The sequence below is a fragment of the Syntrophothermus lipocalidus DSM 12680 genome (genome assembly GCF_000092405.1).
GTDB classification, from domain to species: Bacteria; Bacillota; Syntrophomonadia; order Syntrophomonadales; family Syntrophothermaceae; genus Syntrophothermus; species Syntrophothermus lipocalidus.
Genome location: NC_014220.1, coordinates 80,413 through 101,055, shown reverse-complemented (window position 1 = coordinate 101,055; position 20,643 = coordinate 80,413). Strand labels below are relative to the sequence as shown.

Here is a 20,643-nt window from a genome sequence, read left to right as displayed (position 1 = left end):
GCATGCGAAAATCCCTGGTAATCGCCTTAACCGTACTGTTCGGCATGCTGTCTATTTGTCCCCCGGCCAGGGCAGCGGACCAAACTCAATCCCTGACCCTCGAGCAGGCGGTTGAAATGGCCTTGTCCTACAGTCCTTCGCTCAAGACCAAAGAGCTTTCTTTGGAACAGGCGGAGTACGAACGGGAAGCAGCGGCCACGGCTGTCAGCTACACCCCGACCGGGCAGGCGGACGCCGAGACCGAAAAAGCCTTCAACAACCTGGTTCAGAAAGACCTCAACTGGCAGGTAGCGAAAAAGGAGTTCGCGTCCCAAAAAGATTCGGTAACCATCCAAGTATATCAGGCATATTTCAACGTGCTTCAAGCCCAGGCAGCTCTAACGGCAGCCGAAAAGAGTTACGCTTATGCCGACTACCAGAAGAGAGCTGCCGTTCTCAAGCACCAGTTCGGCAAAGCCAGCCTCTTGGAAGTGAAACAGCAAGAAAATTCGTGTCAAGCCGCGCAGGCCCAACTGGAGACCGCTAAGCAAAATTTGGAAGACGCGTATCTGAAGCTCGACCAACTGATAGGCCTGTCGTCTTCGGCCCGTCCCGTGCTCACAGACGAACCCGCATACGACCCAGTCGAAATCACCAGCATCGAGGCCGAAGTATCCCGAGCCCTGGATGAAAGCCCGACCGTAAAACGGGCCCAGCTCTCCGTCAACCAGGCCCAGATAGCCCTGGACATATACAGCTTCAGTAATGCTGAATACAATTCATACAAAGCCCAACAACTGTCGATCCCTATGGCCGAGCAGAACCTGGTCTCAGCCAAGAACCAGCTCGAGCAGCAGGTACGCTCACTCTACAGCAGCATAACCCAGCTTGAGAAGAACTACCAAAACCTGCTCAGCCAGTCCCAAACCGCCCAGCAGAACCTGGAGTGGACCCAGCTCAAACTCAAGTACGGAGCCGCCAGCCGCATGGAAGTAGCCCAGGCAGAAGCCGAAGCGGCTAAAGCCTACCAATCCCTGCTCGAGGCCAAATGCCAGCACGCGGTCCTAGCCAAAGCCTTCGCCACCCCCTGGGCGTACAGTGGGAGTTAATTGAGAATGCAGAGGCAAGAGTTAAGAATTAAGAATTAAGAATTGAGAATTAAGAGTTAAGAGTTGAAAGGGACTCGCTTCTTGGACTCAATCTACCCCTAAAATAAACCACAGATGCACACAGATTTAGACAGATTTTGCTAGATGATTATAAATTTGGCGTAATTGTTCCCGTGTTTTTTGGGAAGGTCGGTCAAATTTTCATTCTCTAGTGGTGACACCGTTAGGTGTCGTGAGGGTCTATGTTCTTTGACGAAACGTAACCCGTTACAGGTTGGAGAGAGGAGAGAAACGCATGTTGAAAAAATTAACCGGCGTTTGGTCGCGGCTATCAAAGAAAACTAAGCTGGCCGCGGTAGCGATAGCCGTATTGCTGGTCGGAATCGCGGGTTGGAAACTTATTGGGGCCGGGTCTAAAGACACCGGGTACATAACCTACCAGGCAAGTTATGCCGACATCGTTCAAACTGCAACCGCCTCAGGTCAGGTTGAACCGGTCCAGAGCGTGACCCTGACCTTCAAATCCCAGGGTTATGTTCAAGAATGTAAGGTCAAAGTCGGGGACACCGTCAAGGCCGGGCAGGTCCTGGCTGTAGAAAGGAGCGAGGACCTCGAAACCGCCCTTGAACAAGCCCAGGCCAGTCTCGACAATGCCCGGGCCAGCTACAACCGACTTGTTTCCGCCTACCCTCATAAGGTAGCCCAGGCTCAGGCCCAGGTAGACCAAAGCAAGAGCAGTCTCGATATGGCCAAGGCAGAATTCGAACGAGCCCAACCTTTGTTCGAGGCAGGGGTAATTTCTCAGTCGGATTTAGATTCGGCCCGCGCCAGCTACCAATCGGCTCTCTCCCAGTACCAGAACGCCCTCAGCAACCTGGAACTCACCAAAGACAAAGGAGACATCGAAGTAGCTGCTGCCCAGTTAAAATCAGCCGAAGCCCAGGTAGCCCAAGCCCAAAACAACCTGAAAAACTGCGTCATGACCGCCCCGTTTGACGGTTTCGTCGCCGCCATCACCGGCAATACCGGGCAGTGGACCGCGGCCGGTACCGCTTCTGAAGCCAGCTCTTCCCAGTTCAGCATCACCGTCTCCTCCACCGAACTCCAACTGGCGGCCCAGGTAAACGAAGCCGACATCAGCAAAGTCAAAGTAGGGCAGAAAGTAACGTTCACAGTCAACGCCTATCCCGATCGGGAATTTTCGGGCAAGCTGTTGTCCCTTTCCCCGCTGGCCACTACTTCCAACAACGTCCAGGTCTATGACGCGGTCATCAGCATCGACGATTACCAGGATTTGAGAGCCGGGATGCCGGCGTCCATCACCATAATCGTTGGCGAGGCCAAAAACGTCCTGGCTGTGCCCCAGTCCGCCCTCGACTATGGAGAGACCTACCTGGCATCCAACCGGTCGCTTTCAAAGACTGGGACTGACGTCAGGTCCAGCTCGTCCCAAGCCCGGTCCCAAACCAAAGAAACCTCGAACTTTTCCGGCCGGGCCACGAACCAGGCCTCGAATCGAAAACCCATAGTTGTACTGGTCGACGGCAAAGAGGCCCTCAAATGGGTGGAAACGGGCCTGTCAGATGACGTGAGTATCGAGATCAAGTCCGGGTTGAAAGAAGGCGAGGTAGTTATAACCAGCAAGGTCAACTCGACGGCTACCTCCACCAGTTCGACCAGCACCAGATCGTCCACCCGGAACAACGCTGGGCCAGCCTTCCCCGGCGGCCCGTTCATGCACTAGGGCAGAAGGGGGAGATGACGCGGTGACACAATCCGCTCCTTTGATACAGTGTCGGGGGCTGACCAAGGTCTACCCCTTGTCCGGTGTAGAAGTGATGGCTCTTCGGGGCATTGACCTGGACATAGATAGGGGCGAAATGGTAGCCATCATGGGGCCTTCCGGCTCCGGCAAGAGCACCCTGCTCAACATACTGGGGGGCATGGACCGCCAAACCAGCGGCACCTACATCTTGGAAGGGGTCGAGGTCAACCAACTGGATGACCGGGAACTCTCTATCCTGCGTAATAAACGGCTGGGCGTCGTCTTCCAGCGCTACAACCTGTTGGCCCGATCCACGGCGCTCGAAAACGTAAAGCTGCCCTTATATTATGCCGGCCACGACTCCGCCACCGCCGAGAAAATCGCCATGGAAATGCTGGACACCCTGGGCATATCCGAGTTGGCCTCCCACCGTCCCAACCAGATGTCAGGCGGGCAGCAGCAGAGGGTAGCCATAGCCAGGGCCCTGGTCAACCAACCGGCAGTTCTTTTGGCCGACGAACCCACAGGAGCCCTGGATTCGGTCACCAGCGAAGAGATAATGCGGCTTTTCCAAGAGGTAAACCGCATGCACGGAGTAACTGTCGTCGTCATAACCCACGAAGCCAACATCGCCCAGTTCTGCGATCGCCAGGTATCGATGCGGGACGGCTTGATCGTCTGCGACAGCAAATATATGTAATTCTTGTGAGGACGCAGATTTACGCTGATTAGTTTTAAAGCGGTTCTGCAGACGGCATATAAGTCTGCATTAATCGGCGTCAAAATCCCAAAATGGGGGGTCCGTACAATGAATCGGTTGTCGGTAAAGCCAGAAATATTGGCCCAGTTCTGTTTTCAGGCATTGAAAGCCAATAAACTCAGGTCGTTTCTCACCATGCTCGGGATTATAATCGGAGTGGCGGCGGTCATCGTAATGACAGCTATCGGCCACGGAACCCAGGAACAGGTCCTTTCCCGGATTAATCAACTGGGAGCTGACCGCCTGACGGTGATGCCGGGAGGAGGCGGGCAGTTCGGCCGGGGCAACCCGCAAGCGACGAAGCTCACCATGAGCGATGCCGAAGACATCGCCAAGCTGTCCTCGGTAAAGGCCGTGGCACCGGTCGTTCGCCTCGGAATCCTGGTCACCCGAGCCAACTACAGCTCGGAAACCAGCATAACCGGTACCACTCCCGACATAGCCCAGATTTCGAGCCTTGTAATCCAGGAAGGTAGGTTTATAAGCGAGCAAGACGTAAAATCCATGAGGCCGGTAGCGGTACTGGGGCAGACAGCCTACGAGAACCTATTCCCGGCCGGAGCCAATCCTATCGGAGCCGAGATCAGAATGCAGGGTGTAGCTTTTAAGGTGGTGGGGCTTCTGGCATCGGTAGGAGCCCAAGAAATGACGGATCAGGACGATGTCATCTACGTTCCTATCACCACGGCCCAGATACGCCTGCTGGGAACTCAAGACCGCATCAATAGCCTTATCATACAGGCCCAAAGCCCGCAGGCAACCGAACAGGCCCAGACCGAGATAACTGCCCTGCTACGCAAGGCCCACGGCCTTACCGACAGTGACACTGATGACTTCCGGGTCATAAACAACGCCCAGATCCAAGAACAAGCAGAGTCCGTGACCGGTATCTTGACCCTCTTCCTGGCGGCTGTAGCCGGCATTTCCCTGGTGGTAGGCGGCATCGGCATCATGAATATCATGCTGGTGTCGGTCACGGAACGGACACGCGAGATCGGGATACGCAAAGCGATAGGTGCTAGTCGGGAAGATATCCTGGCCCAGTTTCTCCTGGAAGCGGTATTGATGTGCTTCACCGGGTCTTTGGTCGGTATCATCTTGGGTGCTGGGACCACCAAGGTCTTCACCTGGATCGTGGGATGGCCGACCAGTATATCTTTATCTTCCGTTATCCTGGCAATCGTGACCGCCTGCGCTATAGGCATCTTTTTCGGCTACTATCCCGCGCGCCAGGCTTCATCCCTGGACCCGGCCCAGGCCTTGAGCTATGAGTAGATCTGTGACCGCCAAACTCAACTTGAGCCCGTAAACGATTCAGGACTTCCTAGGGCAGCAGTAACAATCAGGGGCTTAGCACACTTGCAATCAATTAAAAAGGAATCAAGCCGCTAGACACGACTTGATTCCTTTTTGCCATGCCATACTTTAAAACTCGATTACACGGGGATCAGCTGTGAATGAGTAAATTGTGGCCGTAGCATCTTTCAGATATAACACCTCTGTATTATCATCATCTGCTTTATACATTTTTTGCAGTTCTGGATATGCATTTAACATATGCTGTTTTGCTTCTATTCTGTCGTCCCTTACTACGGTCGCCGTTACACGAATCCACTCTTTGCCGTTAAAAGCGCAAATCTCGATTTTGGGATTTGCTTGCATTTGTTTGGAGACATTTTTGGACTTGCCGGTTTGGATATAGAGCTTATCTTCAAAGATCTCTATCGTGCCAAAGGGCCGTACTCTCGGCTGATCACCATCCATAGTCGCGATAAAATAAACACCGCACTTTTTCAAGAACTCGTAAACCTCTCTCATGAATTATTCCTCCGTTTCAGTTGGGGTTGATTTCCAATTCTTTTTATAACATAACCCTCGATAATGTACAACCACAAGCCTCGGAGCCAAGCTCGGTCCTCTGCTTCCACCGGTCCTGCCCCGTTCATTTCCGTCTTCCACTTGTGACAGGCGGGCACAGAGTGTGTCTCTAGGTTCCTATTTCCGGCGGGTTCTGGGGCCTCTTTCTCCTCCTCACGGCAGTCCTGGGGCGGAGCGTCCTGGTTCCCATCATTTCGATGAGCCCCGCTGCCTTCATTACGCAGTCCACGCTTATCGTTTGAGAAACGCTTCCAGGGCCTGCTGCCATTCTCCTTTATCCATCGCTTCCCTGCCCTTGAGGTACCAGGCCCTGGCCTCCGCTGCGGGCGCATTGAGAGATCTCACTGCCCACACCGCAAAAACCGCAAGACCAGCGAGCCCGGCAGGCCACCACACAAAAAGGAGCACCACGGACGCCACCACCCAAAGACACCCGAGGGCGGTCGAAGCGGATCCGGAGGCAAGCTCTGGAGGCAGGGCACCCGCGTACGTTTCAGCTTCAGTTACGGCCGACTCCGCCCGATTCCCTCCTTTCCTGGTCCCCTTCCTACTCCCTCCGAAGTATTCTATGTTGTAGAGCCCGGTCCCGAGGATGCTGGTCGAGGTGTAGGCCCCGCGCGGTCCCACTCCGACCCGGAAGCCTTTCCCTCCCACGCTCACCCCAGTCCCGCCTTTGGAGAGGTTCAGGCGAACCCCCTTGGCTATCTTGATGCTCTTGCGAAACCTCCAGGCCATTCTTCGACACCTTCGTTTTGAAGAAAGAAACGGCGGACTATCATCCTTTCGGCCAGGGTATGCGCGGCAAAACTGGTTTTTTATCCATATTTCCGGACCGGCCGCTTTGCCTGCTTCGAGCGCTCCTTCTACAAGCTCCGCCATCGAGCCGTTTACGAGAGATGTGTCGTCCAGACTCGCTTCGCGAGTCGCTAAACGACGGTCAAAAGCCAATGTGCCTGCTGTTTGCAGGCCAATCGCCGTGAGCTCGTGGCTCAATTGCTAGTGTTGATTCCCTGCTCACAGCGCCTCAAAGTAGGCCCTAATCTTCTGAGCCATTAGCCGGCGACGTTCTGTCAGAAAATCCGGGTAGTCTTTCACCGTCATGTGCTCGACGCCGTCCGGGATGCAATGCATGCGGAGGTTTTCTCGCAGGGTATCAAGGTCGGTTATGTTGCCGTAAAGTCTGGGCCCGCCCTGACACTGTTTCAGCAGCTGTTCGAAGTACACTCTCGGCTCCTTCTTGCCGATTGCTATGTTGATTTCACTTTGGGTAACGACGTAGTTGGCGATCTGGTTGTACTGCCCGCGAGTAAACCCTTGCTGCTTCAAGTATTCGCGAGGAAAAACATGATGCACATCCGACTTCACTTTGATCAGGTCCTGCACAGTTATGTCTCGCGAAAGAAAGCCAAGGTCGTTCATTTTTACCTGAGCAGCTAGGAACAAACGGAAATAAGGGCTAGATGCTGAAGAAGTATCCATGGCTTGGGGAAGTGAGACATCCCAAAAAGCGTCTGAAAGTTCTCCTCGAATCAGGTTGTCGGCGTATGACGCGATGCCTTGGGCATGGATCTGGCGAATATCGTGGTCAAACGTAGTCTCAGGGGATCCCGAATAGCGCCCAGTAAGGATAGACATAACAAACCAGCGCCGGACGTAGCGCTCGATGTCTGCTTTAGGCATTCCCATATCAAGCAGCGTCAGGTATAAGATGTAGGCAAAATTAAGGGCGTTCTGTGAGCCAATCATAGAGGCATCCACAAACCCGGCAGAGCGTATTATCATGACGAAGTTCTTAAAATTCGTCTCTTTCATAAAGCTTTTTACGCCTTTTTTTAAACGTTCGAAGGAATCCTCCACAATGCGCTCCTCATACTGCTTGGTTTCGAAATTCCGACCAGATAACAGCGCTACCAGGTCTTCCAGTCGGCCGCGCTTAAACTCGGTCGTAAAAGCCACTCGCAGCATATCGGCATACGAAGGATCATAAATATCATCGTTCTCATGGCGCAACCAAACCATCTGGGTAAAATACTCGCTGGCAGCAAATTCTTTGTCTTTCTCGACCATCCCGTAAAACTCGGGGGCGCGAGCGAGATGACAGAAATAGTCGATGGCCTTGCGGAGCAGGGACCCACCGTAAGTTTCGTTCACAGCGATCTTCGACATCGCAAAGTCAGCTTGGCCCAGAGGCACCCCCTCAGAGTTAACCCGTATAAATATCTCGGTAACGGTTTCGATGTCCAGATCGGAGTCTAGCTCAATCAGGCCTATTTGGTTGCTCGTAATACCGCGCAGTCTCTCGATGCTGCGGAATATCTCATCCTTATCAGTACCTGGGTTTTTGTCGCAATAGGTATTGACAAGACCGAATATACTTGTGTGGGGATCAAAGACGGCTGCTATGTCAGGAATCCACGCCGCATCTTTGGCGATCGCAGAATTCAGGACCTCGAATCTTTCCTCTGCCGGGTGAAAGGCAATTCGTATCCGTACCTTCCGGTAATCCTTGTTGACTACCTCTTGTCCCAGTAGAGCTGCCATTAGTGCCGTGACCCTCTGCTGTCCATCGATAAGAATACGTTTGCCAGACGATAAGGTACCGTCCTTCAGTTTAACGTCCGGGTTTCGCCACGCTATGAGGTAACCGACGGGATAACCGTTGTACAGAGAATCCAACAAGTTTCGTACTTTCACAGGAACCCATACGAACGGCCGCTGTATTTCTGGAATGGCTATCTCGCCAGACTTAATCCACGCAAACAGGGTTTCGATGTGCGGTTGAGTAACAGAATAACGCTGGGTAGGCACGTGTAACCTCCTCTCGACACGATGTTGCTTGTTTTTAAACCTACTCCCCGGCCTCCGTCAGCATGGCCACCATCTGGTTACCCGTCTGTGGTATCAAACTGTAGGACCACCGAACGCTATCGATTCGCCAAAGTTCATCATCAGCGAGCTTGTAGAAGTGCTATTGTTACTGGCACCACGCAGCGTCATCTTCGCGTAGGCACCAATTAACTTTCTGGCCTCATAGTTACGGCTGCAAGAACTGCCGCCACGAGCCTAAAATGCGCCTAGACAAAAGCTGTGGTCTTTTCATCTTTAATGCATTTCGATGCAAGCTTTCGTATATTCTTTGTTTTTGTCATTTTTCCTGTTTATCCTTCAGTACTGCTCACCGTTTTGTTAATACGGTTAGGCAACTTTTCTTAGAGTACCTAGTTGGTAATACTCGGCCCGGGTGAGATAATCCAATGCTAAGTGAATCCGTTCATGCCTGTAAAACTCTATGTAATTCTTTATAGCATCGACTGCCTAGGTCTTAGTCATGTTCATCTCCCAGACCTGGTTGGGATCCGTCGTGCTGTTAGCTCTTTCTTTAGCATTTTTCCTATACTTAGCTCCTTTCCATATGTAAGCATTCCCGATTAAATAATATGCCCGCGGGGTGGGTCAAGTCCTGAATCATGTGTGAACACATCCGGCAAAATGGTATGTAGCCAATACTCATGATACTTGGCGTATAGCGGTAACATTACGGACCTGTTGTTTGCGCCATTCAAGGTAATCATTCATGTCCAGGTAGCGGCGACCCTGCACCCATTTGTTGTCAGTCTCGAGGAGCACTGCTCCGATAAGCCTTAGAGAGGATTCTCGGTTGGGAAATATGCGGATTACTCTTTCCCGGCGCCGTATTTCTTCGTTAAGTCTTTCTAAGCCATTCGTGGTTCTCAAACGCTTGCGGTACTTTTCTGGTAAAGCCAGGACAGCCAACGCATCTTCGAATCCGGTTTCTAGTATTTTCATGGCCCGGGGAGCCTTTTTTTCGAAGGTGTCTATGGTCTTTGCGAGCAACGAACGAGCAGTCTCCATATCAGGCGAATCCAGAATGGCTCTTACCCTGGCCTTGACTTCATCCCGGCAAGAACTGGGGGTGACATCGAGGATATTACGCATAAAGTGGGTCTGACACCTCTGCCACGATGCACCTTGAAAATGCTTTCTAATGGCCTTAACTAAGCCGCCGTGCTGGTCAGATACCACTAAGTCTACGCCGGATAGGCCGCGCTCTTTAAGCCAGGCAAAGAAATCGCTCCAACTGTCTTCAGATTCGCTGTCACCAATTCTTATACCTAGAACTTCTCTTTGCCCGGTTTCCCCGATTCCTACGGCGATTAGGACACTGCGGTGACGTACCCGGTTATCTTCCCGGATACGTATCACTATGGCATCCACGATAACAAAAGGATACTCTTGTTCGTCTAAGGGACGGTTGTTCCAAGCCGTCAGCATAGGGTCTAATCGTTTACATAACTCGGATACCAGTGATTTTGAGATCCTGGTACCGCACAGTTCTTCGGTAATCTCGGTTACTTTGCGGGTAGATACACCGTTGACCACCATCTCCATCAGGGCAAGTATAAAAGCCTGTTCACTGCGCTGGTACCGGGAAAACAACTCGGTCGAAAATTTGCCGTTTCTGAGCCTTGGAACCCTTAAGGTAATCGTTCCTACCCTGGTGGTAAGGTTGTGAGGGTAGGTCCCGTTTACGGTAACCCAAACGTTCCTCTGTGCGCTCGTACGGCTCTGCTCGCAGTTGCTCGGTGGCTTGAGCTTCTAACACCTGATTCAAAACTGATTGAAGCAGTCTCGCCATGCCGGCATCTTTAGCATCTGACAAAAAGAGCTGCTGCAATAATTCAGAATCAATGGTAACATGGTATTGAGCCATTGCAAGGCACCTCTTCGGTTTTGGTTTTTTGCTCAATACCATTTTACCGGGAGCCTTGCCTTGGCTCACTATTTTTACACAATTATACAGACCTAACTCATCAGCTTTTGGTCATCTAGTTCCTTCCGTAAATATAATAAGAAGTTGGTTTATGTATAATTTGTTAATAAAAGAGAGAGCAATTATGCTCCCTTTGTTTTGGCCGGAGGCAAAAGTTTGGCAGCGAAAGTTTGTGAAATTAAACTTCCTTCAGTATTTAGGAATCGCTTTAATTTAGATTGGTTGCCTTTCATAATTGTTATCGAATTTGGGTAAACCTCCTGCTGACAGTTGTATATCGTTAACACAGTAAGGACGGCTGGATGAAGCCGTTTTTTCGTGTTATTCGGTAAAGTAAACCGAAGGTGGCTTCATGCAAATAATTATTAACCGTTACGGGTCATAGTAATCATTTTTCTTACCTCTTCAATGGTGAAAGGTTCTCTCTTGCTGTGAATTATAAGATGACAATTGGGACATACTGGACGTAAATCTCGTATAGGGTCAACTTCATATTCTTTTTGTATCTCAGATAAGGGTATGAGATGGTGTATGTGAATTTTATCCTTACCTATTGGTCCATATATCTTCTCGAAATCAAAACCACAGACAACACACCTGCTACCATAATGAGCGATACATATCCTTCTTGCATGTCTACTTCTTTCATAACGGTTAACAAAAACTTGTCTTACTGTACCCTCGGACAGAGACGAGGTATCTTCAATAGTAATCTCTCCAGAACAAACGAACTCAGTATCACTTTGACCAAAAACTTCTTCAAAGGCAATTACCAGTTCAGGACGCATAATCCAAGGGAATCTTCCTGCTTTTTCGTATCCTAAAAAAGGAACGTGCCACCATCGAGGTTTTCCGTTTCTTCTTAAGGGTGGCTGGGCTCCTGTTTTACGAATTACACGTTTGCTAAATCTGCTTATCTGCAAGTTAATTGGCCCATGATGTAGTATGTTTAACCTTGATGCTATCTCAGATGCTCTTATCTCATGGTTTTTACTCTCATACATAATCTTTAGAATAATTAAGTCAGGTTCTGTAGTAACTTCTCTATCTGTAAGTAATTCAATCCATACATCAGCACTTATTTCTAATGGGTCATTATAAAACATTGCTTCCCTCCTCAACAAGTTATCTGACTAATTTCATAACCTGCTAATACAATCATAAAGGTAAATTATACATCTAAAGGAAATAAAACTGCCTCACTGAATATATGAATTAACTACTCTCCAACCCCAAAAACTGCTGGATGTCCTTCATCTCCATTAGTTCCTCAACTGTCCAGTAGCGGTGGAATCTGTTTTTGTAGCGAAGTTCCCACCATCTGCGGAAAAGCGGCTCAAGTTCATCGAACATCGGCCAGCGGCTCCACTTCATTTTGTCCCTCAGTTCTTCCAGCGTCCAGACGCTGCCGTCTTCCTTTTTGGGTATATTAACGCGCCCGTCAGATTGGACAACCACCTGCGGCTGTGCAACCTCTTTTTGGAGAACAGTCAACTGCGCCAACCTCCTTTGGTTATTTATCGGAAAGAGTTATCAAACAATCAAGCTCAAAGCTCAAAGTTTGGTAATAATTCTTGTTTGGGGCTTACTGCCTCAAACCGCCGGGTAAGGTTTGCTGAAGCCCTGCGAGCGTGGAACCGTCGTCTACAACGCGGTCCCGCTTCAGCGGCTTCAGACGAACCCGTATTTGACCAAGGTCAAAGCTCAAAAATATATATAGCGGTTTTGACATTTTGACCTTCGGCAGTATCTGTTTTATTCATCGCTGTCTTCGTCGTCAGCTTTCCACCCGTCGGGTGTCTTTGTAAGTGTGTACGTTTTTGGAGACCCTTGATGTCCCCCTTCTTCCTCAATGGTGAAGCCGCCTGCCCTCAGTTTGCTGATGTCGTTTCTCACAGTCTGGTCGCTGACTTTCAGCAAGTCGGTTAGCTCTTTCTGCGTGTAGCTCCTCTGTGTCAACAGCTTCGCCAGCTTCTGCAGGCGCACTTCGCTGTCTTTCAGCTTGATGTTGATGCGGAAACCGTCGTCGTATACCAAATTCCCATTCTCAAATTTTAAGCTTAAGTTCTCTACAGTCTCAGCGTCGCGGAACTCTCCGGTGACGACGACACCTATATCTTCGTCTTTCTGGAACTTGCGGATGTCTATTACGCCGTCCATTTCCGCACCTTTGACTGAAGACCCCCTGCTGGCATACACCAGAACGTCCGACGGCTTTTTTGCGGTATGGTCAACGACAACGACCGCCATGTGGGGGTACTTGCGGAGGAGCATATTCAGCGGCGCAAATACCTGCTGCATGACGGAAGAGTCGTTTTCGTCTCCGTCGAAGAAGCTCCTCAGTGGGTCAAGTACCAGCAGGTCAGGCCGGAACTCGTCAATAAATTTGAGCAGGTCTTCAAATTCCGGGTTTTTTGGGAGAAGTTTTACACCTGTCCTGTGCGGGATGACGATGTTGCATGTACCAGCGAGGCTCTGCTGTACTCTCTGTATTAAAGCGTTGGTCGAATGCTCTTCCTCCACCATAACGGCTTTGACTCCAGAGACGGTAGTTTTCCAGAACGATACCCCGCAGACGTTTTCTCCGCGGCTGAGCGCTTTCAATAAACTTAGGACAAACCACGTCTTCATCTGCTTCGGCGGCCCTTGGACAAGGATTTTTTGCCCTCTCGCTATCATCCCTCTTACCAGCCAGTCAGGCTCCGCAGGCTCTCTCTTCAGCAGTTCTTCCACCCTGTAGTAGCGGGAAAACCGGTCTTGGTGCTCCTCAAGCGGGATTAGCTCTACCAGTTCCTGGTCGGTATGGTCGTTGCGGGTCAACCACTCGCAGATGTCTTTGCCGACATCACCCCGCTTCCACGGCAGTTCAACGACTTTACAGCGTTCTTCTCCGAGCACCGCCAGGGCAGACCTGACGAAGTTGGCGCTGGCGTCGTCGTCCTGCGGGATGAGGTAGATGGTGCGTATGCCTTCAAATTCCCGTTTCCACTCCTTGCGGAAATTGTTGCCCGGCACGCTAACTACAGGGATGTCTACACCGCAGGCTTCAAGCGCCTGAATAGTTCTTAAAGCGTCGCTTTCTCCCTCGACTATGACTGCTTGGCTTTTCCCCTCAAGGCTGTCGAGGTTCCACAATGAAAAACGGGAGTTTTTAACCGCTCCTTTCCTGCCGTCGTAAGCCCTCCCTCTGATAGCCCTGATTTTGCCCCTCACGCGAAAAGGGACTACCAAGCATTCAACCTGTCCTGCATCTTCGTCATGGGGGACATAACCCCATTCGAAACGCTCCAGCATTTCATACTTGATTCCTCTGGCGGTAATGTACTCTTGGACAATCGGCAGTTCCGGGCGCAGGCGCGCTTTTGCTTCTTTGATAAACTCTTCAAATTCCTCTTCCTGTCCGGGTGTGGGGATATAGGTGTGGCTGGGGTCGTAGTGGGGGAACGCGTGTATGTATCTTCCTGTCCGTTCGTCTTTTACGTAAAGCTCGCGGAGGTAGTCGTTTATGAAATAGCTCGCGTCTTCCGGCGCAATGCCTGCAATTTCAACTAAAAAGCGGTACGGCGAAAAGCTCCCGCATACATGGCAGACGTAAAAGCCCGACTTGACGTTGACCGTCGCGGAAGGCTTCCTGTCGTCGTGGTTTAAGCACTTTAGGGACTGGACGGTGAAGCCGTCCTCTTTTATGTCCATCCTGTCCAGTTCAGGAAAATAGCGGGCGTAAAAATCCCGCCAAGGTTCGGGATGAAGAGACTCGTTAAAATCAACCCTCCACTTCTTCATTCTAAAAACCTCCTCTGCCTATGGTAATATTATACATTTGACCTCAGCAACTTTCAATAAGAAGCTCAAAATTTTTGACCTTGGCGCAGGGAATGTACAATGAAAGAAAAATACAAATTTTGACAAAATTTTTGGTTCCCTCTTTAAATTTTCATGGATGTACATTATAATATAATTAAGCGGATGGAAATATTTAACAGATAAGGAGTTGATGCCGTTGAACAAGAGAGAAGTTAAAAAGAAGGTGCGGGAAATCATCCGCTGTTTGGAACAAAGCGGAGACATCCCGGAACAAGAAAACTGTGTTAAGGTCGCGGAACGGAAGCTGGAGATGCTCGTAAAAGAGGCTCCAGCTTCTCTGGTTTATGAGTTGGGCTGCGTCTACAGCCGCTTTAAGAATTCCGGCGGGGATGTGGACACTGCTCTATCTCGGCTGAAGAAAATTTTGGAACGAGAGGTAAAAAAGGATGATGAGTAAAATGGCGGGTAATAATCAAACAGTCCAAAAATCTAAGAAAGAGGAGACGGAAAAAATGAAAGTTGAATTCACGGTTACCAAAGAGGGTAAGGAACAAGACCCCAAGTTGCAGGAACTTCAAAAAAGGAGAGCGACCTACCGCGCTAACCTTTCCTATGCGGTGCAGATGCAGGATAAATATGCCACAGAGTACACAGAAGCTATGCAGACAGAAGCCGACCAGTTAACGATTGACAAGTTGGAGTTGAAATTATCGGAACAGAAACTGCGGATAGAATTCTACGGGAAGAAAATCGCAGAGGTGGAAGAAGAAATCGCTCGTTACAAGGTAGAACGGAAGAAGGAGGAACAAAAGGAAGAGACTTCGGGAAAGGAAGAAAATGAGAGTGCCGCCTAGTAAAATTGGTGGCACTTTCTTTTTTCTCAAATTACAACCAATTATACGACTCTATGCCCTACGGAACTTTCTTTCTCAATATATTTATACTCCGAAGGGTATAAGTAACTTTCTTATGGAGGTGGTGAAAAGCTTGTCGAGGTAGCAGGATTTTTAACTCCAATGGAGAATATTACTAAAAGATATGCGTGCTTTGAGGGGGTGAGTTTTTGAGAGTTGCTTCTATGATATTAGGTATTATCGGCGGAATAGCCGGTTTTGGTGGAGCTCTTTTTGCGCTATTCGTTGGTGGAGTAGATGCTTCATTTTCAGCATCAGGTACGAGTTCTATAATTGGTCTAGGTGTTACGGCTATATTTTTTAGTTTACTTGGATTAGTAGGAGGTGCATTAGCACTAAAGAAACCAAAGGTCGCTGGAATAATGATGCTCATTAGCGCTATCGGAGGGGTTATTTCGATTTCGTGGGGCTATGTTGTAGCATTTCCAGTATTGCTGGTTGCAGGGATTCTTGCATTGATAGGTCAAAAAGAGAAAAATAAAACAACGTTAGATAAGGAGGTAGTATAATGTTTCTACATACTAGAAAACTACTTGTTGGTTTGTTAATTGGGCTTTTAATTGTGACGCTAACTGGCTGTGGTGAACCTTCAGGCGTAAAGACAGGGGCTGAGTCAGATTCCGCTAAATCTGAAGCTCAGTCAAAACCCGAGGAAAACACAAAGAAAGTAGCTGTTAATAAGGAATTTTCTGTTAATGGATTAAAGATTACCATTGGAGAGGTGCAGGTAGAAAAAGAACGTATTCTTGTTGGTATGACAATTAAGAACGAAACCAGTGATAAATTAACTTTCTATCCAGACCAGGGTAGTGCTGTTGTTGGTAGTATGCAACTGGATGCGAATATGTTTATGACTGAAGGTGACGTCTCTGGTGATATTCAGCCCGGGGTTGAAAAATCCGGTGTAGTAGTTTTCACTACGCCAGAAGGTAAGACTTTAACTCCTGAAGAAGTCACGTCAATTGCGCTTCACTTAGGAGACGTTTTCAATGAGAAATCTTTCGAGGCTAAGCCTTTCGATACCACACTATCTTTAGAGTAAGTATAAGTTTTTGTGCAAGAGTGCGCTTCGGCGCCTTTTCTTTTATATATATATATGTGTGTGTGTGTGATGTAATGGGAACGCAGATGAGGTGATATTATGAAAGGACTACCAAAACGCGCTGCGATACTCTGTCGGGTATCCACAGAAGACCAAGCAGACGGAACCTCTCTTGATACTCAAGCGGAAATCTGTATGGAGGAAGCAAAAAGACGAGGTTACCACGTTACAGAAGAAGACATTTTCAAAGAAGACGGTTACAGCGGAGCACTGGGTATTGATGAGAGACCAGTGCTCCATCAGCTTTGGGAGAAATACCAAGCGGGAGAATACGACGCTATCTTCGTCTACCGTCAAGACAGGCTTTCCCGCTCTCTTGCCCTTTTTGCCGCCCTGCGGGACGAAGCACGAAAAGTAAGACGATGCGGTTTTAAAGGAGACGGCTTTATTTTCGTGCAGGGGTCCAACGATGACACTCCCGAAGGTAAACTGCATTCAAACATCCTCGCCACCTTTGCGGAGTATGAAAGGGAAGTTATCAAATTAAGGACGGTGACCGGTAAGAAAAAGCTGGCAAAAGCAGGCAAGTATTCCGGCGGCTCTCAACCGTTCGGCTACAGGTGGGACGACGAAAAAGAAAAATGGGTAATTCGAGAAGATGAAGCCAAGATAGTTAAGCTTATTTTCCAGTGGTACGTCTATGGAGACGAGTCAGGACAGCCTTTGGGCATGGTGCGGATTGCCGAAAAGCTGACTGAACTCGGTATACCTACGCCTAACCAATTTCGCAAAACTCGAAAAGGGCGCGCTGGGAAAATGCAGGCTTATTGGAGCGACGCTACTGTCCAGCGTATTCTTACTCACACCGTTTACGCCGGGACAAATTATCTCTGGAGGGGTGATAAAATGCAGGTCAGTCCAGAACAGGTCGAAAAAATAAAGAAGGAAAAAACTGATGGGTGGTTTGAGGTAGACTTCCCGCCGATAATTGACAAGATGCTCTGGGAGAAAGCGCAGGAGAAGAGAGTGCAGTCCAGAGGAGGGTTTAACCGCAAGAGACCCAAGCCTATACTTGCCGGTCGTATCTTCTGCGGTGTCTGCCAGCGCCCGTTTCACGATGCTATGTATAACAAAGGCACAAAGCTGGTTTTCAAGTGCAACGGGAAATTGAAGCAGTACCACCTTGACGGCAGCCCGAAATGCGACAGCCCTGTGCTTGACGGCGAAGCAGTTACTGCAGAAGTCAAAAAACGGCTTATTGATATGCTTCAAGACAAAGACCAGATGCGGAAAGCCATCGAGGAGTACGTCGGTTCGCTGGAACGCCGGAAGGAAGAACTTGAAACCCTGCTTTCTCCAATATCAGAGCAGATTTCGCAACTGCAGGAGAAGCAGAAAAGGCTCGCTACTGTCTATGTTGACGGGGCTTTGTCTCACGAAGATTATAAGCGGCAAATCAACGAATTGAAGGAGCAGGAGCTTGCCGTCCGCAGGCGTTATGAGCATTACTGGCCGGAGATGGAAAACCTCACAAAACTGGAGCAAAATATTGCTGTTGTAAAAGAAGCAATTGAAGAGGAACTGTTTGATGTTCGCTACCAGCCGGATGATAACACCGTTACGGAGAATATTGCTTTTGTGAAGGTTCACGATGAAAAACATTTAACGGTCGGATTCCCACAGAGAGTAGTAACCTGGGAAGAACTGCTTGACAGGTTACAGGTGAAGCTGTGGGTGTATCCAGACCGTTTAGAGGTTAGGGGAATTGTCCCGATTGAAGATATAGCGAATCCTAAATGCTGTTGGTAATTTCATAATTATCAATATTATCTCGAATCTCATAAGCTTTATCTATATATTTATTCATGTCTTCAATAAACTCGTCCCACTTAACACAAGTCATGTAACTGTGATCCCCGAAATATACGATAGAGCGGTTATCGCATATTTGAGTATTAGGATTTTTCTGATTAAACATATTTTTCTTCATTATGTCAAATAATTGATCTGTTAAAAATATTCTACATCCCGAGGAACAACAAGTCTTATTATATGTAAAATATGAATAAGAATCATTCCTGTCTGGTATAATGACTGCCAACAACGCATTGGTTTTACTTGTTACAGCAACGCCACTACTACTAATACGAGATGTTTCTTTTAAAGAATATGATACTTCTCTTGGTATCCACTGATTCTTATCCGATTTCCATGATTCCCTCATGTTTTTGGAAATCATCACTATTGTTAAAGAGCTGTTATAAATTCTATTTTTTAGTTTTGACCATATAGTTTCTTCACTTAACTGTGAAAGATCTTCTGCATCGGATTCTCCCTTGTAAATATGATCAGAACTATCAATTTCAGATTCTATCTTATCTACATAGTCACGTACCGTGTTTATTTCATACCATTCACCCTTTATATGTCGAACATCACTATCTGCGTATTTGTATGATATAAATATTTTTCGTCCCATTTTCTCACTTCCCAGAATAGGTCTCTATGTTAATAAACATCTAGCTACTAGTACCATTAATAATAAAACAAAATAAAATGGCCATGTCGCAAAAGACAATAGAGATGCAAACATTGTTCTTGCAAAATTTCCCATAGGATTAACCACAAAAAAGTCACATATTGATAATGTAGACCTGTGAAGCTTTTCAACAAAATCGTTATAGGAATTCCTAAACAACTTTTCCAGGGCTAAATAGTAAGCATCTAAAGCAAAAAATAGTAAGATGGGGATTAAGGCAATAAAGGTATAGTTGGGCTTACCTTTGTCCGCTACAACCACTAAAACGGCAGATACTATCGTAATACACCAAGTTTTACATGATGAACTATTTAAAGCCATGCGCTGTATAATTGATTGAATAATTGAGAGGTGAATCTGAACAGCTTGTGAGTTTTCTTTAAATTCATCACTCATTTAGTACCTCCTTTTTTAGCCGTAGCTATCACCGGTAATGTTGAAAATCTCACTATGGTGAGCAATGCGATCGAAGATTGCAGTAGCAATGACCATGTCTCCCATAAGCTCTCTGGCTCGTCTTTCCGGCAGAGGTATACACGAAACCCCGTGTTCTGCCTGAATCTCTCGAATTCGGCGGTGCTAATGACGTCCACTTACAATCCTGTGTCTGTGTTGATAAAGTCCCTTTTTTCTTCGTCCGGTCGTTTATGTCAGCCTAGCGAATTCTTCTAGTATCGCTCCCAATACTTGTCCACCGTCCGTCGGTCGATTCTGGGCTTGCGGCTGCTTCTTGCGCCTTGTTCAACCCCAACTCTCTCAACTGCTGAATCTCCTGGTTCATCGCCTACTCCTTCACAATTTCTACTCCTTGGCGCTGATCTGTTAACGACCATTCTGCCACATTTTTCTTCTGGAAATTGTCTGGTATTTTCTGTGCATTTTTATTGGCCATTTCTTTTGTATTTTATTTTACCGCTTACACCAAGTTGTCTCCTTAATTATTGCTTTTGCTAAATACCGTCGGTTTGCTTGAAGCTATCTTCCCACTGGCAATCCGGACGGTCAAACCGGTTTTGTTCCTGATGTACATCCTGCCGCATGGACCTAGCAACAAGACCCTGATATCGATCCGGTGCAACTAGCTGCACGCCCGAAGACGGCAGCGTGATCCCTGAACCTGTCCGTGAAGAACATTCCTTTGTCTCCCTTGAACAAACCTTTTGGACCCTTTCCCATTTCGGACCCCAAATTCCTGCCGGATTCCAAAAGCCACCACCAGGTGAATGGCTTCGCAGCTTATACATCTTTTCCAAATTTTTTGGTTGTTCGCATCCTCATTTAAAGGGCCTACCCGCTACATCTTGAATCAACCGGCAGAACCCATCCCATTCTTTCGGATAGCCATTACTTCCGCCTTTGACAATACAAACCTCGTCGAATTCTACCTCAATGCTCCACTGAGTCCCGTCAAGCACACCTAGATTGTCATACCTTGGTCCCCAATCCAGCACCCTTAACTGTCGGAGTCTCTGGATAAACTTCTTTGCGGATGCAGCGTCTATCGGCTTCTCAAATCTAACCTGCTTGTAAAGCCCCTGGTTCCAGGTAACTCTGAAGGCTATGAGGTCGACTTCCACACAAACATTGCTACTTAGATCGCAATGGCGTCCAATGTTTGCCTTGATACGTCTTATTTCCTCGTATTTTTTGCCCGACAATTTTTCTCCACCCCATGCGCAATTACAGTCGTTGCAAGCAAACCCGGGACTCTCTTCAGAAATGCAACATCCTCCGGGCCCAATTCTGCCTTTTTCTGCTTTTTGTCCGAGTTCCCAAGTGGACACACCATAAACAATCCGAACTACGTTCTTTGACCCGCATTCGGGGCACATAATTTCATCCGCCATCGAAGAGCGCTCCTTATAAGTTTTGCAACCTGTCAGCGTTGTCTCCAAAGGAACTACTTTCTGTCAATAGCAATCAGACAGACTGCGGTTGAGTTGGATCTGTAATTCTCCGACTCCATTATCCCTATCTGAGCTCAGAATTTGTGTCCTGGGCCTGGTCTTTTCTTTGTCCTATCTAATCTGCACGACATGCAGCGTGTTATTGTGCAAATCC

Annotated in this window: 20 protein-coding genes and 1 pseudogene; 9 read left to right on the top strand and 12 right to left on the bottom strand. The window is 48.3% G+C overall.

The window, feature by feature from the left end; all coding sequences use genetic code 11:
• The first annotated feature begins 2 nt into the window (after positions 1-2).
• The 4 genes from SLIP_RS00485 (at position 3) to SLIP_RS00470 (ending at position 4,888) form a co-directional block, all read left to right on the top strand.
• Entirely contained in the window at positions 3-1,088 is a 1,086-nt protein-coding gene (locus SLIP_RS00485) for a TolC family protein (RefSeq protein ID WP_013174298.1), read from the top strand.
• A 295-nt stretch (positions 1,089-1,383) separates the two neighbouring features.
• Positions 1,384-2,832: an HlyD family secretion protein gene (locus tag SLIP_RS00480; RefSeq protein WP_013174297.1), complete on the top strand. Its 1,449-nt coding sequence runs from the start codon at positions 1,384-1,386 to the stop codon at positions 2,830-2,832.
• 22 nt (positions 2,833-2,854) lie between these two features.
• Positions 2,855-3,553, top strand: a complete 699-nt coding sequence (locus SLIP_RS00475; protein WP_013174296.1) for an ABC transporter ATP-binding protein — start codon at positions 2,855-2,857, stop codon at positions 3,551-3,553.
• A gap of 108 nt (positions 3,554-3,661) precedes the next feature.
• Positions 3,662-4,888 (top strand): ABC transporter permease, encoded by a 1,227-nt coding sequence (locus tag SLIP_RS00470; protein ID WP_013174295.1) that lies wholly within the window; start codon positions 3,662-3,664, stop codon positions 4,886-4,888.
• A 150-nt stretch (positions 4,889-5,038) separates the two neighbouring features.
• Here SLIP_RS00470 and SLIP_RS00465 read toward each other — a convergent pair whose 3' ends face one another.
• From SLIP_RS00465 to SLIP_RS00435, 7 genes and pseudogenes are all read right to left on the bottom strand, one after another.
• Positions 5,039-5,431, bottom strand: a complete 393-nt coding sequence (locus SLIP_RS00465) for a pyridoxamine 5'-phosphate oxidase family protein (RefSeq protein WP_013174294.1) — start codon at positions 5,429-5,431, stop codon at positions 5,039-5,041.
• 291 nt (positions 5,432-5,722) lie between these two features.
• Positions 5,723-6,484, bottom strand: coding sequence for a DUF4236 domain-containing protein (locus SLIP_RS00460; RefSeq protein WP_242649112.1), 762 nt, complete (start codon positions 6,482-6,484; stop codon positions 5,723-5,725).
• 21 nt (positions 6,485-6,505) lie between these two features.
• The gene (locus SLIP_RS00455) at positions 6,506-8,299 is read right to left on the bottom strand and encodes a GmrSD restriction endonuclease domain-containing protein (RefSeq protein WP_013174292.1); all 1,794 of its coding nucleotides are present in this window, start codon (positions 8,297-8,299) and stop codon (positions 6,506-6,508) included.
• A gap of 699 nt (positions 8,300-8,998) precedes the next feature.
• Positions 8,999-10,223: pseudogene (locus tag SLIP_RS00450) on the bottom strand (IS256 family transposase).
• A 425-nt stretch (positions 10,224-10,648) separates the two neighbouring features.
• Positions 10,649-11,389 (bottom strand): HNH endonuclease, encoded by a 741-nt coding sequence (locus tag SLIP_RS12860; protein WP_013174291.1) that lies wholly within the window; start codon positions 11,387-11,389, stop codon positions 10,649-10,651.
• A 109-nt stretch (positions 11,390-11,498) separates the two neighbouring features.
• Positions 11,499-11,777 carry a hypothetical protein gene (locus SLIP_RS00440; protein WP_013174290.1) on the bottom strand — a complete coding sequence of 93 codons (279 nt, stop codon included), beginning with the start codon at positions 11,775-11,777 and terminating at the stop codon, positions 11,499-11,501.
• A 261-nt stretch (positions 11,778-12,038) separates the two neighbouring features.
• Positions 12,039-14,066, bottom strand: a complete 2,028-nt coding sequence (locus SLIP_RS00435) for an AAA family ATPase (RefSeq protein ID WP_013174289.1) — start codon at positions 14,064-14,066, stop codon at positions 12,039-12,041.
• Between the two features lie 217 nt (positions 14,067-14,283).
• Between SLIP_RS00435 and SLIP_RS00430 the strand changes: the two genes are divergently transcribed.
• The 5 genes from SLIP_RS00430 (at position 14,284) to SLIP_RS00410 (ending at position 17,852) form a co-directional block, all read left to right on the top strand.
• Positions 14,284-14,544, top strand: coding sequence for a hypothetical protein (locus tag SLIP_RS00430; RefSeq protein ID WP_013174288.1), 261 nt, complete (start codon positions 14,284-14,286; stop codon positions 14,542-14,544).
• A 55-nt stretch (positions 14,545-14,599) separates the two neighbouring features.
• Positions 14,600-14,941: a hypothetical protein gene (locus SLIP_RS00425; protein ID WP_242649111.1), complete on the top strand. Its 342-nt coding sequence runs from the start codon at positions 14,600-14,602 to the stop codon at positions 14,939-14,941.
• 209 nt (positions 14,942-15,150) lie between these two features.
• Positions 15,151-15,510 carry a DUF4064 domain-containing protein gene (locus tag SLIP_RS00420; protein ID WP_013174286.1) on the top strand — a complete coding sequence of 120 codons (360 nt, stop codon included), beginning with the start codon at positions 15,151-15,153 and terminating at the stop codon, positions 15,508-15,510.
• The gene (locus SLIP_RS00415) at positions 15,510-16,043 is read left to right on the top strand and encodes a DUF4352 domain-containing protein (RefSeq protein WP_013174285.1); all 534 of its coding nucleotides are present in this window, start codon (positions 15,510-15,512) and stop codon (positions 16,041-16,043) included. The genes SLIP_RS00420 and SLIP_RS00415 overlap by 1 nt, the downstream gene beginning before the upstream one ends.
• A gap of 99 nt (positions 16,044-16,142) precedes the next feature.
• On the top strand, positions 16,143-17,852 hold the full coding sequence (locus SLIP_RS00410) for a recombinase family protein (RefSeq protein WP_013174284.1): 1,710 nt from the start codon (positions 16,143-16,145) through the stop codon (positions 17,850-17,852).
• Here SLIP_RS00410 and SLIP_RS00405 read toward each other — a convergent pair.
• The 5 genes from SLIP_RS00405 to SLIP_RS00395 all read right to left on the bottom strand — a co-directional run bounded on the left by SLIP_RS00405 (position 17,836) and on the right by SLIP_RS00395 (position 20,429).
• Positions 17,836-18,522 carry a TIR domain-containing protein gene (locus tag SLIP_RS00405; protein WP_013174283.1) on the bottom strand — a complete coding sequence of 229 codons (687 nt, stop codon included), beginning with the start codon at positions 18,520-18,522 and terminating at the stop codon, positions 17,836-17,838. The genes SLIP_RS00410 and SLIP_RS00405 overlap by 17 nt on opposite strands.
• Before the next feature lie 24 nt (positions 18,523-18,546).
• The gene (locus tag SLIP_RS00400) at positions 18,547-18,978 is read right to left on the bottom strand and encodes a hypothetical protein (protein ID WP_013174282.1); all 432 of its coding nucleotides are present in this window, start codon (positions 18,976-18,978) and stop codon (positions 18,547-18,549) included.
• A gap of 15 nt (positions 18,979-18,993) precedes the next feature.
• Positions 18,994-19,083, bottom strand: coding sequence for an ATP-binding protein (locus tag SLIP_RS12855; protein ID WP_278078295.1), 90 nt, complete (start codon positions 19,081-19,083; stop codon positions 18,994-18,996).
• 154 nt (positions 19,084-19,237) lie between these two features.
• Positions 19,238-19,363 carry a hypothetical protein gene (locus SLIP_RS12985; RefSeq protein WP_013174281.1) on the bottom strand — a complete coding sequence of 42 codons (126 nt, stop codon included), beginning with the start codon at positions 19,361-19,363 and terminating at the stop codon, positions 19,238-19,240.
• Positions 19,364-19,856: 493 nt separating this feature from the next.
• On the bottom strand, positions 19,857-20,429 hold the full coding sequence (locus tag SLIP_RS00395; protein ID WP_013174280.1) for a hypothetical protein: 573 nt from the start codon (positions 20,427-20,429) through the stop codon (positions 19,857-19,859).
• Between the last annotated feature and the right edge of the window lie 214 nt (positions 20,430-20,643).

Coding starts and splice junctions, on each gene's coding strand:
- SLIP_RS00485 (WP_013174298.1), top strand. CDS start 3: ATGCGAAAATCCCTGGTAATCGCCTTAACCGTACTGTTCGGCATGCTG.
- SLIP_RS00480 (WP_013174297.1), top strand. CDS start 1,384: ATGTTGAAAAAATTAACCGGCGTTTGGTCGCGGCTATCAAAGAAAACT.
- SLIP_RS00470 (WP_013174295.1), top strand. CDS start 3,662: ATGAATCGGTTGTCGGTAAAGCCAGAAATATTGGCCCAGTTCTGTTTT.
- SLIP_RS00465 (WP_013174294.1), bottom strand. CDS start 5,431: ATGAGAGAGGTTTACGAGTTCTTGAAAAAGTGCGGTGTTTATTTTATC.
- SLIP_RS12860 (WP_013174291.1), bottom strand. CDS start 11,389: ATGTTTTATAATGACCCATTAGAAATAAGTGCTGATGTATGGATTGAA.
- SLIP_RS00435 (WP_013174289.1), bottom strand. CDS start 14,066: ATGAAGAAGTGGAGGGTTGATTTTAACGAGTCTCTTCATCCCGAACCT.
- SLIP_RS00425 (WP_242649111.1), top strand. CDS start 14,600: ATGAAAGTTGAATTCACGGTTACCAAAGAGGGTAAGGAACAAGACCCC.
- SLIP_RS00415 (WP_013174285.1), top strand. CDS start 15,510: ATGTTTCTACATACTAGAAAACTACTTGTTGGTTTGTTAATTGGGCTT.
- SLIP_RS00410 (WP_013174284.1), top strand. CDS start 16,143: ATGAAAGGACTACCAAAACGCGCTGCGATACTCTGTCGGGTATCCACA.
- SLIP_RS00405 (WP_013174283.1), bottom strand. CDS start 18,522: ATGGGACGAAAAATATTTATATCATACAAATACGCAGATAGTGATGTT.
- SLIP_RS00400 (WP_013174282.1), bottom strand. CDS start 18,978: ATGAGTGATGAATTTAAAGAAAACTCACAAGCTGTTCAGATTCACCTC.
- SLIP_RS12855 (WP_278078295.1), bottom strand. CDS start 19,083: ATGGGAGACATGGTCATTGCTACTGCAATCTTCGATCGCATTGCTCAC.
- SLIP_RS12985 (WP_013174281.1), bottom strand. CDS start 19,363: ATGAACCAGGAGATTCAGCAGTTGAGAGAGTTGGGGTTGAACAAGGCG.
- SLIP_RS00395 (WP_013174280.1), bottom strand. CDS start 20,429: ATGGCGGATGAAATTATGTGCCCCGAATGCGGGTCAAAGAACGTAGTT.